Source organism: Nostoc punctiforme PCC 73102, assembly GCF_000020025.1.
GTDB classification, from domain to species: domain Bacteria; phylum Cyanobacteriota; class Cyanobacteriia; order Cyanobacteriales; family Nostocaceae; genus Nostoc; species Nostoc punctiforme.
In genome coordinates this window covers 3,706,492-3,721,947 of the sequence record NC_010628.1, presented here as the reverse complement: position 1 = coordinate 3,721,947, position 15,456 = coordinate 3,706,492, and the positions used below count along the sequence as shown (strand labels likewise).

At 41.1% G+C, this 15,456-nt stretch carries 17 protein-coding genes; 8 read left to right on the top strand and 9 right to left on the bottom strand.

The window, feature by feature from the left end:
• Positions 1 to 123: 123 nt before the first annotated feature.
• Positions 124 to 1,458 (top strand): MFS transporter, encoded by a 1,335-nt coding sequence (locus tag NPUN_RS15360; protein ID WP_012409511.1) that lies wholly within the window; start codon positions 124 to 126, stop codon positions 1,456 to 1,458.
• Positions 1,459 to 1,686: 228 nt separating this feature from the next.
• Here the strand turns inward: NPUN_RS15360 and NPUN_RS15355 are convergent, their stop codons facing one another.
• A complete protein-coding gene (locus NPUN_RS15355; protein ID WP_148220323.1) occupies positions 1,687 to 2,055 on the bottom strand; it encodes a hypothetical protein in 369 nt (122 codons plus the stop codon).
• 320 nt (positions 2,056 to 2,375) lie between these two features.
• On the opposite strand from NPUN_RS15355, the gene NPUN_RS15350 reads away from it, so the two are divergent.
• Together NPUN_RS15350 and NPUN_RS43280 are read left to right on the top strand one after the other, a co-directional pair.
• Complete coding sequence (locus NPUN_RS15350) at positions 2,376 to 3,143, top strand: transposase (RefSeq protein WP_052304607.1); 768 nt, start codon at positions 2,376 to 2,378, stop codon at positions 3,141 to 3,143.
• Positions 3,133 to 3,276: a hypothetical protein gene (locus NPUN_RS43280; RefSeq protein ID WP_234710939.1), complete on the top strand. Its 144-nt coding sequence runs from the start codon at positions 3,133 to 3,135 to the stop codon at positions 3,274 to 3,276. Before NPUN_RS15350 ends, NPUN_RS43280 begins: the two co-directional genes overlap by 11 nt.
• A gap of 141 nt (positions 3,277 to 3,417) precedes the next feature.
• Here the strand turns inward: NPUN_RS43280 and NPUN_RS15345 are convergent, their stop codons facing one another.
• Positions 3,418 to 3,807, bottom strand: coding sequence for an HNH endonuclease (locus NPUN_RS15345; protein ID WP_012409509.1), 390 nt, complete (start codon positions 3,805 to 3,807; stop codon positions 3,418 to 3,420).
• Positions 3,797 to 4,192, bottom strand: a complete 396-nt coding sequence (locus tag NPUN_RS15340; protein ID WP_012409508.1) for a hypothetical protein — start codon at positions 4,190 to 4,192, stop codon at positions 3,797 to 3,799. Before NPUN_RS15340 ends, NPUN_RS15345 begins: the two co-directional genes overlap by 11 nt.
• A 92-nt stretch (positions 4,193 to 4,284) precedes the next feature.
• Here NPUN_RS15340 and NPUN_RS15335 point away from each other — a divergent pair, with 92 nt between their 5' ends.
• A complete protein-coding gene (locus tag NPUN_RS15335; RefSeq protein ID WP_041565432.1) occupies positions 4,285 to 4,506 on the top strand; it encodes a hypothetical protein in 222 nt (73 codons plus the stop codon).
• A 126-nt stretch (positions 4,507 to 4,632) separates the two neighbouring features.
• Positions 4,633 to 5,199, top strand: a complete 567-nt coding sequence (locus tag NPUN_RS15330; RefSeq protein ID WP_148220322.1) for a hypothetical protein — start codon at positions 4,633 to 4,635, stop codon at positions 5,197 to 5,199.
• 59 nt (positions 5,200 to 5,258) lie between these two features.
• On the opposite strand, the gene NPUN_RS41870 is transcribed toward NPUN_RS15330, so the two are convergent.
• The 6 genes from NPUN_RS41870 to NPUN_RS40070 form a co-directional block, all read right to left on the bottom strand.
• Entirely contained in the window at positions 5,259 to 5,414 is a 156-nt protein-coding gene (locus tag NPUN_RS41870; protein WP_167315630.1) for a hypothetical protein, read from the bottom strand.
• A gap of 82 nt (positions 5,415 to 5,496) precedes the next feature.
• Positions 5,497 to 9,579: a beta strand repeat-containing protein gene (locus NPUN_RS15325; RefSeq protein WP_012409507.1), complete on the bottom strand. Its 4,083-nt coding sequence runs from the start codon at positions 9,577 to 9,579 to the stop codon at positions 5,497 to 5,499.
• 766 nt (positions 9,580 to 10,345) lie between these two features.
• Entirely contained in the window at positions 10,346 to 10,543 is a 198-nt protein-coding gene (locus NPUN_RS15320; RefSeq protein ID WP_012409506.1) for an NblA/ycf18 family protein, read from the bottom strand.
• A 226-nt stretch (positions 10,544 to 10,769) separates the two neighbouring features.
• A complete protein-coding gene (locus NPUN_RS40775) occupies positions 10,770 to 11,042 on the bottom strand; it encodes a hypothetical protein (RefSeq protein ID WP_148220321.1) in 273 nt (90 codons plus the stop codon).
• A 116-nt stretch (positions 11,043 to 11,158) separates the two neighbouring features.
• Complete coding sequence (locus tag NPUN_RS40075) at positions 11,159 to 12,229, bottom strand: S-layer family protein (RefSeq protein ID WP_012409505.1); 1,071 nt, start codon at positions 12,227 to 12,229, stop codon at positions 11,159 to 11,161.
• Positions 12,226 to 13,320 (bottom strand): filamentous hemagglutinin N-terminal domain-containing protein, encoded by a 1,095-nt coding sequence (locus NPUN_RS40070; protein WP_012409504.1) that lies wholly within the window; start codon positions 13,318 to 13,320, stop codon positions 12,226 to 12,228. The genes NPUN_RS40075 and NPUN_RS40070 overlap by 4 nt, the downstream gene beginning before the upstream one ends.
• 201 nt (positions 13,321 to 13,521) lie before the next feature.
• Between NPUN_RS40070 and NPUN_RS41865 the strand changes: the two genes are divergently transcribed.
• The 3 genes from NPUN_RS41865 to NPUN_RS15305 all read left to right on the top strand — a co-directional run bounded on the left by NPUN_RS41865 (position 13,522) and on the right by NPUN_RS15305 (position 15,430).
• A complete protein-coding gene (locus NPUN_RS41865) occupies positions 13,522 to 13,680 on the top strand; it encodes a hypothetical protein (protein WP_167315629.1) in 159 nt (52 codons plus the stop codon).
• A 464-nt stretch (positions 13,681 to 14,144) separates the two neighbouring features.
• Positions 14,145 to 14,852, top strand: coding sequence for a PAS domain S-box protein (locus NPUN_RS15310; protein WP_052304606.1), 708 nt, complete (start codon positions 14,145 to 14,147; stop codon positions 14,850 to 14,852).
• Positions 14,798 to 15,430 (top strand): sensor histidine kinase, encoded by a 633-nt coding sequence (locus NPUN_RS15305; RefSeq protein ID WP_041565430.1) that lies wholly within the window; start codon positions 14,798 to 14,800, stop codon positions 15,428 to 15,430. The genes NPUN_RS15310 and NPUN_RS15305 overlap by 55 nt, the downstream gene beginning before the upstream one ends.
• The last annotated feature ends 26 nt before the right edge of the window (positions 15,431 to 15,456 follow it).

Here is a 15,456-nt window from a genome sequence, read left to right as displayed (position 1 = left end):
TAAAAGTTCTACAGAATAAGCTTTTTAGGAATTTTTATGTGAGTTTTATCATAATTTGAGGAATGCTTTTTGGGGATTCCATTTTCAGATTTGCTCTCTATTTATTTAAAACAGGAGGAAAGGATGAAGAGATATGCTATAAACCGGAAATTACAGGTTTTTATCATTGTCTGGTTCGGACAATTCATATCTCTTATTGGTTCAGGGCTTACTAGCTTTGCCCTTGATTTTTGGGTCTATGAGCAAACAAAGTCAGTTACCCAATTTACACTTACTGCTTTATTTACTACGTTGCCTGGTTTGTTAATATCACCAATTGCTGGTGCATTAGTAGATCGCTGGGATCGTCGTTGGACAATGATACTTAGTGACGCTGGATCAGCATTGGCTACGCTATTTATTACACTAGTACTTTTCACTGGTACAATTCAGATTTGGCATATTTATATTTCCATTTCTATCATCTCAGTTTGCAACGTCTTCCAGAAGCTAGCTGGTGCTACAACTACTGCTTTACTTGTTCCCAAAAAGAACCTCGGTAATGCCAGTGGATTAGTACAAATTGGCGAATCTGCGTCAGAACTTTTTCTTCCAGCACTGGCAGGAATACTGGTTTTCAAATTCCAACTTCAGGGTGTACTTCTGATTGACTTTGCAACTTACCTCTGCTCCTTAGCAGCCCTCTTGATTGTTAGGTTTCCCAAACGCAAAACTACTAGTAAAAATAGTAATGAAGGTAAACAAGGGCTAGGTTCTCTAAAAAGGGATGTGATGTATGGTTGGAATTATATCGTTACACGTCCTGGTCTTTTAGGACTTCTAATATATTTCGCTATTAGTAATTTTCTGGTAGGAATAGTCAGTATACTTATCATACCTATGCTTCTAGCTTTTGTTTCCTCCGCAACAGTTGGAACTATACTAAGCATTGCTGGTATTGGTACGTTGGTTGGTAGTCTTGTGATGAGTGTTTGGGGAGGCCCAAAACGTCGAGTTTACGGCATCTTGGGCTTCGGACTTCTACTAGGAGTTTGTATAGTATTTGCAGGATTGTACCCCTCACCACAACTTATTGCAGTAGCAGTCTTTGGTGGGTTGTTCTGCTTTCCATTTATTGCTAGCTGTAGTGAAGTCTTGATGTTAAGTACAGTACCAACTAATGTGCAAGGACGAGTCTTTGCTCTCCAGGGAATAATTGCTGGCTCATCATTACCACTTGCTTATCTCCTAGCAGGACCGCTAGCTGATTATGTATTTGAACCACTTTTATCTAACAGTGGCCCATTAGCTAGTAGCATTGGTAGGATTATTGGTACTGGAGCAGGGCGAGGTATTGGATTATTATTCATATTGCTAGGAATACTCCAGTTTTTAGTAACATTGTTTAGCTTTTTCTATACCCCATTGCGAATTTTAGACAAAACCGCTACCAAAGAAAATTTTAGTGTTGCTGATTGATGGGACAATTTCCAATATTTCTCGGTTAATCGCTAATGGAAAATGTTGGCAATGAGCTAATTGGTTTGGGTAAAAGGAACTCATGTTAAAAGGGAAGAAACCTATGCTTTGAATCATAATGTGGTTCTTGGCAACTTTTGGTGATCTCGCTTGGGGGAAGGCAGAGGGCAGTAGATTTAGCAATTGAGCCTCAAAATTAGTCTCTGATGCAGCAGGGTTAGTGTGAAACTAAACCTCGACAGGTAAACGATTAACCAAATCAATAACTGTGCAAATCTTACCTGCTAATTGCCCTACCTTCAAGTTTTCCAGGCTTTTTAGCTTGCGGAATAAAGCTTCTAACGTTGACCCATCAGCTATCCAAATTCGGTCAAAATTATGCAATGCAAACTTAACACTATCTGGCAGTGGTCGCCTAAGTCGTTTCTGCCAATTAAGTTGTAACTGAGGTAGTAAATCTTTAAAGACACGCTCAAATAATTCAGAAGGGAAAACTAAAAATCTTTTGGAAAGAGATTGTTGAGCGATTATTCTAGAACGACACCACAACAAATCTTCCTGTGCTTTTACCCCCTGGATGACCAAATTGTGAATCATACCCTGACCAAAAATTAACGACATTTCAAGGGTTATAGCCGAATGGCAGTAAGAAAAGCTCTAAGCTATGTGGGATAGGCGCTACAGCTATTGAAGGGTGAAGGTCTTGGTATGGGGCAGGCAATTATCTTTGATGCAGTACTGCGATCGCTGTGCCTGACAGAAGCAGTGCAAAGATGTACAAGTTGTTCAAAAATTTTTTAGAGATAGGAAAAGCTTACTCGTTCATGAAATACTTTCATTGATACGAATAAGCCAACAACATAAATCTACTGTGACACTACGAGTACAAATTCTCTCTTGATAAATTTGGTCAAAGCTTGGGATTACCTTTTAAAGAGCTATTACCAACAAGTGTAATTGAGCAAGCCATGAAGGAACTAAAAATTAGATATTATCGACAATTGTTTGACCCAATAGTAACGATTTGGGCGTTTTTGTCTCAGGTTTTGGATACTGATAAAAGTTGTCACAATACAGTAAGTAAAGTCATTTCTTATTTGGCTGGACAAGAAGTAGAACTTCCATCAACAGATACAAGTTCTTATTGTCAAGCTCGAAAAACGTCCATGCGTAAAGGTAAAATTGTTGGAAGTTGTGACAAGCTGGTAACTTGGTATAAGCCTGAAAAATGTCCAAAGGGATTGAGTAAAGATGAATTTTATGCTCTACCTTTAACCATAAATCTACGAGAAATTTATTATTACATTGTTGTTCCTGGCTTTCGTACTGAACAAGTTAGTTTAATTACTACTCTCTTAGATATAACAACTTATTCAACTCTGGATATTGTTGGGCTTTACGGTAAACGTTGGGATGTTGAAATAGATTTGAGACATCTAAAAACTACTCTGGGAATGGATGTTTTACGCTGTAAAACTCCTTCAATGGTACGCAAAGAAATTTATGTTTATTTGCTTGCTTACAATCTACTTCGTGGTTTGATGTGGTCGTCAGGTACTACTTACCGTACTCCTCCATTGCGCCTATCACTGCAAGCTACTTGCCATCATTTAAATAACTTTATTCCCGAATTGTTAGCCGCAACTTCAACAAAACGTCTTCAAATTTATTGCAATGCAACTTAAAGTTATCGCTCACAAGGCTGTTCCCGACCGTCCTGCGAGAAATGAACCACGAGTCCGTAAACGTCGCCCGAAAGCTTACCCCTTAATGAGCAAACCCCGGCATGAATTACGCAAACAATTGCAAACTGCTTAAACCGCAAGTGTTTCGGCTTTTCAAGCGTGCCATTCTGTCATGAAACCTCAAAATGAGAATTGGCGATCGCTAGATATTTACCACTACCAACATTTTTATGGCGGTGGATGCAGTCCCGCCGAGGTCAAAAGGCGACGCAAGTTAACGACTCCAACCCGATTTAATTGCAGAGCTGACACTGTTGCTCGACCACAGACAGGAAGTTTTAGCAATAACTTGTGTAAAATCATCGTTCCAGCTGAAATGCTCTGACCAAAGCTGCTGACGAGGATGAAACAGTCCCACCTCAAGTTTTGTTTCTGGATCGCAATGGCTGGTTTTGGTATGCTTTCGACCATTGCAGCCAGAACACGACCAAGCTAAATTTTCTACAATCGTTTCTCCACCTGCCTGACGCGGTTTGATGTGTTCTATAGTGAAGCTGTCAGGAGAAAATTCTTCTGGACATCGGCAATATTCACAAAGATTTCTGGCTCTACTGGCTACTGTCCGTCGCATTGCAGCAGATACTCTCTCAGATTCAAACGGCATGGAATAACTTCGATTCCGACACCAATTGACGATTCAAGGTCAGCACATCCATATTCCTTAGCCTTGCTAATTCCATAAGAGCTTCCAGACGTTCTACCCTCCACTGTTCTAGCTGATCCTCATACTGGATCAATTCTTCATGTTCCATGTCGGTAAGTTCTCCCCACTCACCGCGTTTGCGTAACTCTTCTAGTCGTTTCTGCTCATTAGGAGGCAGACGACGTTGGATGACTTCAACCAGGGCTAACTCAATCGGATTGGATGCAGCAAACTTAGAGGGTTCAGACAGAAACTCTAATAATTGAACTACCGCAGTTAACCGCTCTTCTGACAACTGCTCAATCAGTTCGATCGCTCTTCTACGAATATCGGTTGCTGGAGTCATGGAAGATCACGCTTACCTATGTCTAATCAAATTGTACTAAGACTGGACGGTTTTTTCGATTTAATCAAGAATTCATACAGGATACTTATGGGATGAGCGTAACCCCTGAACTTGTGGAAAAAGACGATGGGGGACGCTTAATTAAAAAGATTGTCGCACTTGAAGCAATATTGGCAGATCCGGGGGAAATGGTCACTGATGACCAGGGGCGAGAATTTGTCCTGCCGCCCTCTGTGGTTGCCGAACGCGATAAATCGGAAGAGAGCGCTTGGCCATTTGCACTGATTGGAGTAATCATTCTACCGCGTGGTTGATGCGTCATCGTTTGGGACTCATACCAATTCGTAATTCGTAGTTCGTAATTAAGAAAGTCTTACCTAGTGAGGCTTTCAGGGTTTGGATTTGTTTCATTCTTTTCGTGAAATGGTATCAGGGCAGTCTTGATGGATCTAATGGCTGGGGTTGAGATAAAAGGGGACGAGGCGATGATTCAGGCTTTGGCTGATTTCTCAAAGCGCAACGCATCTCACGTTAAGGGAATTCTGAATCTTACTATCCCACTATCGGAATCTGCTTTGTGGATTTTAGGACAATTCCTCTCGCAACTGGGTTTGTCTACTGAGTCGCGGCGGTCATTGGAGGATGGGCAGAGGATTCGGTATTATCGGTTGAATACTGAGAATGTCGAGTTTATCCAGAAGGTGCTGGATTATCGCCAAAGGCAACGGGAAGACAGGGAAAGAAAACGCCACCAGGAGCAGGAACTTCAGGCGGCTTATGCGGCTAGAATGCAATCTCAGTATGGTGTTGAGCAGAGGTACGCTTGTGCCGAGGAGCAGAGGGGAAAAGTAGTACAAATATCTCCTCTGCACCCCTGCACCCCTGCACCCCTGCCCCCTTGCCTTCTTCATCGCCGTCCACACCCCCAAAACATGAAGATGGAGATAATAATCGGGGGGGTATGGACACAGATGCAGAACTCAGTGATTCTTGGTGGGAGAGGGTAGAATATTATGCTCATTTGGCGATTAAGGGGTTTGAATCCGGGGTGGAAGCCGTTAAAGAATTACTCAGTACACTGACGAGTGATGAACGATGGATGTGATGCTAAAGTTTGAGGATTTTGAACCGGACTTGTTTGCTCAACTGGTGACAGATGCGCCGCAATGGACTGAATAGATGGCGTGAGAAAGTTGCGATCGCTGACCAAAAAAATTTGCATTGAGCAAAACAGATGCGAGATGCTAAAAAATAGCACCCCGCAAACCTGACCACTTGATGACTTACTCCCGCACTAACTCCGATTAACCAACCACAAAATTGTTGTTGGTTAGTGACAACCCAGTAGATAGCTGGGCAAATTTTACCTGAGTAAACCCAGACGCACTACCATCTTGGTCAAAGTACAATCCACCTGTCGCGCTGTTGTATATAAATCGCTCTTGACCAGTGGTTGCAGATGTTCCGATTGTAAATTGACTAGTTTTGAGTACACTTGGTGATAAGCCTCCACCAAAACCAGTAGCCGATACTCGAATCACTTCATTAGTGGCATCGAAATCAAAAATGCGATCGCTACCTTCATTGAAACTATTGAAAACAAAGGTATCAGTACCAGACCCTCCATAAAGGCTATCATTTCCGTTGCCACCTGTCAGGATATCATTGCCATTACCACCAATGAGTGTATTCTTACCAGAGGCGTTAGAGACGGAGATATAATCATTGCCATCGCCACCAGACAGTAGATTATCGCCTGTTGAACCGCTAGCATTCAATGTATCGTCACCTGCGCCTCCATTAAGGGTGTTATTCCCGAAGGAGCGAGAGTCGCCGTAGTCCCTGTAATAGCTGCCAGAGATGTCTAGAGAATCATTACCATCATCTCCAGAGAGCAGGTTATTGCCTTTTGAACCGCTAGCACTCAATGTATCGTCACCTGCACCTCCATTGAGAGTATTATTCCCGGAGGAGCGAGAGTCAATAGGGGATTCAAAGTAGCCAGAGATGTCTAGAGAATCATTACCATCATCTCCAGAGAGCAGGTTATCGCCTGTTGAACCGCTAGCACTCAATGTATCGTTACCTGTACCTCCATTGAGAGTGTTATTCCCGAAGGAGCGAGAGTCGCTGTATTCGTGGTACTGGGTCTCGTCGTCCTCGTAGCCAGAAATATAAAGAGAATCATTGCCATCATCTCCAGAGAGCAGGTTATCGCCTTTTGAACCGCTAGCACTCAATGTATCGTCACCTGCACCTCCATTGAGAGTGTTATTGCCTAAAGAGCGATAGTCGGAAGAGGAGGGGTAATTGGAGTAGCCGCCAAAAATATAAAGAAAATCATTGCCATCATCTCCAGAGAGCAGGTTATTGCCTTTTGAACCGCTAGCACTCAATGTATCGTTACCTGCACCTCCATTAAGGGTGTTATTGCCTAAAGAGCGAGAGTCGGAGGAGGAAAACTCGTCGCTGTAGTAGCCGCCAGAAATGTCTAGAGAATCGTTGCCATCGCCCCCAAAGAGCAGGTTATCGCCTGTTGAACCGCTAGCACTCAATGTATCGTTACCTGTACCTCCATTAAGAATATTATTGCCTGTTGAACCGCTAGCACTCAATGTATCGTCATCACTACCACCGTCAAGATTATTATTTCCCCCACCGCCAATAAGAGTATCATTTCCCGCACCACCAATGAGAGTATCATTTCCTGCATTACCTCTCAAAAGATCGTTACCACTCAAGCCGTCAATGATATCGTTACCTCCCTGACCATTGATAACATCATTGGAGTTGTCAAAACCCGTAATGTTGTTGTCGAGGTCATTGAGGAAGGTAACAGTGTTCCTGTTGAACAGATTAGTTTGAGTGGAATTAGCGTCAAACACATCAAAACTGTCAGTGATGCTAGTTTGTCCAGCAAACAGGATATTGCCAATAGCTGCTGGTTGTGAAGAAGTTGCTGGCAGATTATCCAGGTTTTCTAGTTTGAAATTTTGGAGAATGACTTTGCCATTATTGGCATTGAATGAATCTTCAAAGGTGATTTCTACATTGTTACCATTTTGAGTTAGTTGCAGATTTTGAGCAGTGAATAGATGGAAACTACTATCATCTATAAATTGCAAAGTGTCTAAGGAGGCAATCACTGCTGCTGAGGGATTTAAGCCTTTACCAATGCCACCAAAATCTGTAATTATGTCTGTACCAATGTTATAGCTGCTTTCTAACAAGTTGTAAACAAATTTATCATTACCGATGCCACCAGTTAAGATGTCGTTACCATTCCCACCTGTAAGGATATCATTACCTGCACCGCCAATAATGGTATCATCGCCATAGCCGCCGGAGAGCGTATCGTTGCCATCGTTCCCTACAATGTTGTCATCGTAGAATGTACCTGAGATATTTAATCGTTCGATATTTTCGTAACTAACCCGATTAGTACCCGCTGTAATTTCTCCCTTGTTTGTAGTGGCATTGAATGTTGTTGTAATACCTACTGTATTACTACCGTAATCAACGGACAACAAATCGTCACCCTTACCTCCATCAATAGTATCTTGGCCATCATAGCCCGTGGAGAGCGTATCATTGCCATCGTTCCCCACAATGTTGTCATCGTAGCCTGTACCTAAGATATTTAATCGTTCGATATTCTTGTAACTAACCCGATCGCTACCTGCTGTAATTTCTCCCTTGTTTGTAGCGGCATTGAATGTTGTTGTAATACCTTCTGTAGCACTGCTATAATCAACGGACAACAAATCGTCACCCTTGCCCCCATCAATAGTATCTTTACCACCACTATCCAAGGAAAACGTATCGTTGCCATCGTTCCCCACAATGTTGTCATCGTAGGCTGTATCTAAGATATTTAATCGTTCAATATTGTTGTAACTAACCCGATCGCTGCCCGCCGTAATTTCTCCCTTGTTTGTAGCGGCATTGAATGTTGTTGTTGTAATACCTACTGTAGCATTACTGTAATCAACAGACAACAAATCGTCACCCTTACCCCCATCTACTGTTTGGGATAAAGTGTTTACATAGAAGAAATCATTGCCATCGCCACCAGACAGTAGGTTATCCCCTGTTGAATACTCAGCATGCAATGTATCATCGCCAGCGCCACCGTTGAGAGTATTATTGCCTGTGGTTAGGTAAAAACTATCTCCACCGTTGTACCTGATGACAGAGCCAGAGATGGAGAGGTAATCATTGCCATCGCCACCAGACAGTAGGTTATCCCCTGCTGAATACTCAGCACGCAATGTATCGTCACCAGCACCACCGTTGAGGGTGTTATTGCCTAAAGGTGTAAATTCAAAGTCGTCATAGTAGCTTTGCCTTCTAAAACCAGTACTACCAGAGGCACTAAGATAATCATTGCCATCGTCCCCAGACAGTAAGTTATTGCCTTTTGGAGAGTCAGCACGCAATGTATCGTTACCAGCACCACCATTGAGGGTGTTATTGCCTAAGGAAGCAACAGTATCGACTAGGTTAGGAAACTCACCGGAATTAAGATAATCATTGCCATCACCGCCAAGGAGTAAATTATTACTTTGTGAACCTTGAGCGCTCAATGTATCGTCACCAGTGCCACCGATGAGGGTGTTAGCACCTGTTGAAGAGTCAACACGCAATATATCGTTACCAATACCACCAATAAGGGAGTTATTGCCACTATTATCAACAAGGGTGTCATTACCCAGACCACCAATGAGGGTATCATTGCCTGCACCACCTCGCAGCAAGTCGTCACCACTTAAGCCATCGATTTTGTCATTACCCCCCTGACCATTGACTACATCATCTGAGTTATCAAAACCTGTAATATTATTGTCTAGGTCATTGAGGAAGGTAACAGTGTTTCTGTTGAACAGGCTCGTTTGAGTAGAATTAGCATCAAACACATCAAAACTATCGGTGATGCTAGTTTCTCCATAAAATAGGATATTACCAATGGCTGGCCTAGTAGTTCCAGAAGCTTTAAGGTTATCTAAGTTTTCTAATTTGAAGTTTTCCAGTATGACCTTTGTATCAGCTATTACAATATCTAGCCCATCAAAGGTAATTTCCAGATTGTTGCCGTTCTGAGTAAGCAGCATATTTCTAACACTGGAGCCTTCAAATTGGACGGTATCCACTTCGGCTTGGACTGCTGCGGAGGGATTTGTCCCTTTACCTACACCACCGAAATCGGTAATGGTATTAACGTTATCGTCTAAACTGTAAATAAATGTATCTTTGCCGCCCCCACCTGTTAAGGTGTCGTTGCCTCCACCCCCTATGATGGTATCATTTCCAGCTTTACCATCAATCGTATCTGCACTGTTAGTGCCCTGTAAAATGTCATTTGCCTTGGTTCCAATGATATTTGCCATAACTTTTTCCTACCTGAATCGATTTTTGAAGTCAATCTAAGTTCTCAAGTTGCTGTTAATGCTGTTTAAACGCACAAAAATTCACCGAAAGTTAATGCTTTCGGCATACTTTATATCACTTTGAGGAATTGCAAATTTTTGATTACAAATCTCATTTTGATTTGCTTGCAATTATTACTTATCCAACCATCTCAGGCTATCTACGTCCTAAGCCTGTCCTAATATCTAAGTATTTGGATTCACAAAAACAACTAGTTTCAGGCTAATCTCGAGCATCCTTTATCAGTAGCGTTGGCAAGCATTTAGCGTAGACATTGCTAAATAAAGGTTGATAAAGTCAAATTGGAATCCCCCAAACTAAAAGTTGATAATTTGGTCGGTTTAATGCCTAAGTCGCATTAGGTCAAAAATAGGTAAGAATTGACAGGGATTAGGAGAAAGAATCTTTATGCTTTTTTATGGGCCATTGCCCGTGGGTATTTGGCTTGGAAATAGGAACTATCTAAATTAGCCAGATACTTATTAGATATCAAATATCAGTTTAGATGTCTAGATTTTAATTAAAATCTTTGCACGATCTTTATAATTATTTGTTAAACAATGGCAATTTGAGAATTTCTAGCTTTACAGGTCGATGGAAAAGTTTTGCTCAATTGTTGATAACACTGAAAAGCCTAGTATACAATTCTATTGCCTTGCCCTTGAAAAAGACATTTGTGTGTTCGTTATCTTCTGAGTCGTTTAAAGTGACGGGAGCAAGTTTGTTTTAGCCCAAGATTGAATCTGAATCAACTTCCCACTGATGTTTGAGCAATTCTTGGTAAGTCGCTTCTCTAACTATCATCTGCTTATACAGCATCAGCAAGAACTCTTGAGCTTGTTCACGGGACATCTGCTGCACTTGATCGGAGAAAGTTCTAAGGCTAAATTCTTGTTCTAAAGATAATTCAATGGGTTGATTCATCGCTTTTATTACTTACTCTTTTATTTGGTTTGCTAAGTTAAGCAAATATTGCTTTATATAAATAAATGTTACGATACATTTACAAAAATTGAAGGGGTGTAAACCATACCGACGTAGGTTTAATTGCCGTATCTACTGCTGGAAACCTTGATATCACTCCATTGTGGCAACCCAAGTAAAAACCTAAGTTCTAAAGTTTCTTACTTTGAGGTTTTTAAAAGCATTTTTAGCCTCTGCTTGCGGCTGGCGATCGATCGCCTACGGCGGGCGAAACAGCGCCATCGCTGTTGGAGGAAATGGGCAATACTTTGGGCAAGAGTGGTGAGCGTCGCGGCGTGGTGTTGGAGTTTGAGAATATGAATATGACATTGCTCAACTCGTGACAGATGCGCCACTGTAGACTCAATGGATGGGCTAAATTATTGCGATCGCAATAAACCAATTTACTTTTTGGGTGTAAAAAATGCTCTTCCTTTTTGCCGTGCAATGCTTGCCCCATCTTGCTGCACCTCAAGGATTGGTGATGCAATCGGCGTGGGTGGTGGTAAACTATTTTGTCACAGATACCATAGCCTTAACCTATCACTGATAGAGAAGGAAAAACTTAAACTCACATTAGTTAGAACATTCTCGACTCAATAGCAACTGCCCATTATTCAGGCGATATAGACCAGTCGGTTCGATAATCGGATCGCCTTTTTTCCAGGGACGGGATGTAGTTTCCACGCCTCTCACCTCACCAGTTGTGTAGTTAGAAACCAAAACCCCAGGACGATTGGGGGTCAAAGCACCGGAACCTGTAATTGTAAAAGAGTTTTCTTGCCGTTTAGTACCGCGTGAAATGCAACTATTGGCGATGAGTGCGTTGGTATCAATAACTGGGGGTAATTCGGTGAAGCTATTTTGAATGGAACTTGTATCGGGTGCTTTAATATTGATTACACCTGAAACCCCAAGTTCTGAACTGGCGGTAATATCACTTTTTTCGGTTGGTTTTGTCCGCGATTCGATACCAAAGATACCTTGAGAATTGATTTCGACCTTTCCACCGGTTCCTGTGAAAGCGTTAGCTGTGATGTCGCTGTTTTCTTCGGGGATAGCAATGATATATCTTGAATCGATCTTCATGTTACCACCGTTGCCACCTGATTGCGCTGTACCTGCGGTGGTCGAAATTTTGCTGCCATGACGCATCAATAAGTCAGCAATGTTGAAGTTGAGATTACCACCATTGCCAGAGAGAGTTTGTGCCGTAATCTGACCGTTGTCTAAGCGCACAGAGTTAGCACTAATAACAATGTTACCTGCCGTCGTACCTTCTCCACGGCTGCTGACTGTAGCCACTGCTCCATTAGAGATAAGCAACTGCTGTGTAGTAATTAATAAGTCTCCCGCTTTTCCTGTTCCTACAGCGCTGGCAAACAAGCCGCTAGAAGCCCGACCGTTGGCAGAGATACCAATCAGTTCCACAAAGTCAGCAGTGAGAGACAAATTTCCCCCTTTTCCTTCACCAGAAGTGCCAGCACTAACTTGTGCTCCATCCCGAATAAGCAAATCACGAGTGTCAATCGTTAAGTTCCCGGCATCTCCGGTGGTGCCATTATCAGATGAAGTGAATAAGGCGCTGGGATATAGACCGTCAGTAGAAGTACCAATCAGTTGCACAGAGTCGGCTGTGACCGTCAAGTCCCCCCCTTTCCTGCCGCAAAAGTCCCTGCTCTAACTACTGCCCCATCTCGAATAAGCAAATCACGAGTGTTAATTGTTAAGTTTCCATTTGCCCCTGTGCCATAAGTTGAAGAAAATAAGCCACTGGAATATAGACCGTCAGCAGAAGTACCAATCAGTTGCAGACTCTGAGTGGCATTCACCGTCAAACCTTTTCCTGTGCCTTCACCTAAAGTAACTGCTGAAATTTGCGACCCGTCTGCAAGTATTACATTGGCACCCTGCACCTGAATACTACCGCCACTGTCTCCATCAGTAGCTACAAAAGCTTCTTGCGTTAGATGAATATCTTTAAAGTTCTCAATGCCCTTATAACCTAGAGTATAGCCAGTATCATTTGGTTTCAGGCTTACGAAACTGTTACCAGCAACACTCCCTAACTCAATCCGTCCTGATGGGGCAACAAGAAACCCCCCTTCTATCACAACATCACCCCCCACCAGTGCCAGGGTTTTCTCTGGCTTAACTTGAAAACCAACGATTTCACCACTACTATCGAAGGCTTGGGATTGATTAAGGATATTTCCCGGATTTGCCCCATACTGCAAACCTACTGGCACATTAATACTCAGCAAAGGTACAGACTGAGGATTTATAGCGCTAAATTCAAAGCCATCTGCAAACTTCAAACTGCTTGCCGTACTTGCTAAAAACGAACCGCCAATATCCAAACGCGCATTTTGACCAAAAACAATACCATTTGGATTAATTAGAAATAGGTTAGCTGTGCTATTAGCAGTAATTAATCCATTAATATTAGATATTGAATTTCCCGTGACCCGACTAATAATGTTCTGAATATCCGCAGCATTATTAAATATTGCAGTATTGCCAGTAGGAACAGAAAACTCCCCAAAGCTGTGAAATAAATTACCTCCAGATTGAGTTCCTCCTCTGATATTAAAAGTGTTGCTTTCTTTTTGAATACTAGAGTTAGTCGGTAGAGTACCATCTGAAGTAATTTGAGCATTAGCACAGTTCCAAGAGAAAGTACTAACGCTAACTATGGCAATACCAAACAAAGCAACCCATCCACTCAAACTGGACATTGTATATCTCCACTCGCAGCACTTGGGTATAGTAAACCATAATCAAGATAGTTGCTATCTACTAACAATACATAAAAACTAATACTTTATAAAGCGGAAGTTCAAAAATATACTGCAAACACTTATGTAGTTTGTAGTTTTTCCTCATAGGATGGGCTTTCATATAGATTATTTGAGTATCTAATAGAACTGCATCTTTGGATGATAGGCAAGAGAATATTCGCTAATTATGCAGTTTTCTGCAATCAGGCGATCGCATTCTTGCATTCTCCAGGCGTGAAAACTGCACGTAAACAAGCAGAAAAGGTCGATGTGTGGCATGAATATGTCAGATATTGTGTAACGCATCGGCAACAGTAAAACTACTGATTGTTAATTAGTTTCTTGCTTTTTAGGCTAAGTAATTATGGAATTTCGGTTTTTTGCAATGGTGAACTCAGCAGCGAAAAAGTGTCTACACTCTCCGAAACTATTATCTTTGTTTGGTCAAAGCCATCCTGTAGCACTAATTGCAGCTCCCTGTTCTGTTGAAAGCGAAGAGATTGTCAAATGGGTTCTATAAGAGGTTAGCTGATCTCATCAGAAAATGCCTATTTGATTCTGTGTGAACAAGGCATTAAGAATTTCGATAGATACTATACACGTAATACTTTAAATATATAAAACTCATGTTTGATTTATGAGCAATATTTCAGATGGAATCTTGATAAACGGGCTTTTCAGTCTCAGGAGATTTTAAAAAATAAAATCGGAGTTCTATATGTATAATTCCTATCTTGCCTAGTCTAACTCACGTTCGTTATAAATTACTACGCTCAAAATTTATGATTCTCAAAAATAGTTTTTCTGAGCTACAAACATCTAAATTCGCTATGTTGCCATTAGAAGAAGAGTTGCTATTTAACAGATTTTTAATGGAACGTTTAACAGATGCAGTTTTCTGGATAACGTCAAATGCACAGATTATATACGTTAATTATGCAGCTTGTAGTTTGGTAGGGTATCCTTATGAAGAATTAGTCTCTAGGACTATACATAATATAATACTAGACTTTCCGCTAGAAGTTTGGCCAAATTATTGGAATAGTATCAAACAACAAGGTTTCTTATATTTTGAATCTCTATATAAAACTTTAAAAGGACAATATTTTTCTGTGGAAATCTCTGCTACATATATGGAATATGAAGCTAAAGAGTATGTTTGTATCCTGATCCGAGATATCAGCAAACGCAAACAAGCTTTATTCAGCTTAGATAAATCTAATCAAGTATTAGAATGTAAAGAAGAAAAGTTTCTAAGTGAATCAAGGTACGTCAATCAGCAATTATTTCACAAGAGGGCAGAGTGCGAGGCGGAAAAAGTAAAACTGGAGAATTCTCTTTCGTTACTTCAAGCAACTCTAGAATCTATTGCTGATGGGGTTATTGCTATCAGATATAATGGAGATATTATTAGCTCTAATCAAAATTTTCCCAGATGTGGCATATTCAAGATTCTATTATTACTTTATCCAATCATAATCAATATCTGACTTTTTATAAGAACCAGGTTAAAAATCCAGAAAGATTTTGCAGAAATGTCAACCAATTTGATAGCCAAATAGATTTTGTAAGCTGTGATATTTTAGAATTGAAAGATGGGAGGTTTTTCGAGCAATACAGTAAACCTCTGCGACTCGCTGAAGAAATTATTGGCACAGTATGGAGCTTTCGGGACATTACTGAATCCCAACAAGCAAAAGAAGAGAATCGCCGAATTATACAGCAAGAAAAACAACTTGCTGAAGATAGAGCGTACTTCACCTCTATGATTTTCCATGAATTTCGTAACCCTTTAAATATTATTTCATATTCAACTAGCTTATTGAAACGTCATAGTCACCATTGGAGTGAGGAAAAGAAATTACAGTGTTTGCAGAATCTTCAAACAGCAGTTGAGCAGATAAACCAATTCACGGATGAAGTTCTTATTATCGAAAGTGTAGAAGCTGGAAAACTACAGTACGAACTAAAACCGATTGATTTAAATTTGTTTTGCCGGGAGGTTTTGGCAGAAATGAGCTTGTATACAAAGGGTGCATCCCAGTTTTTATTATTCCAAAACAAATAAATAACAGGGAAGGATTGTTACAGAAA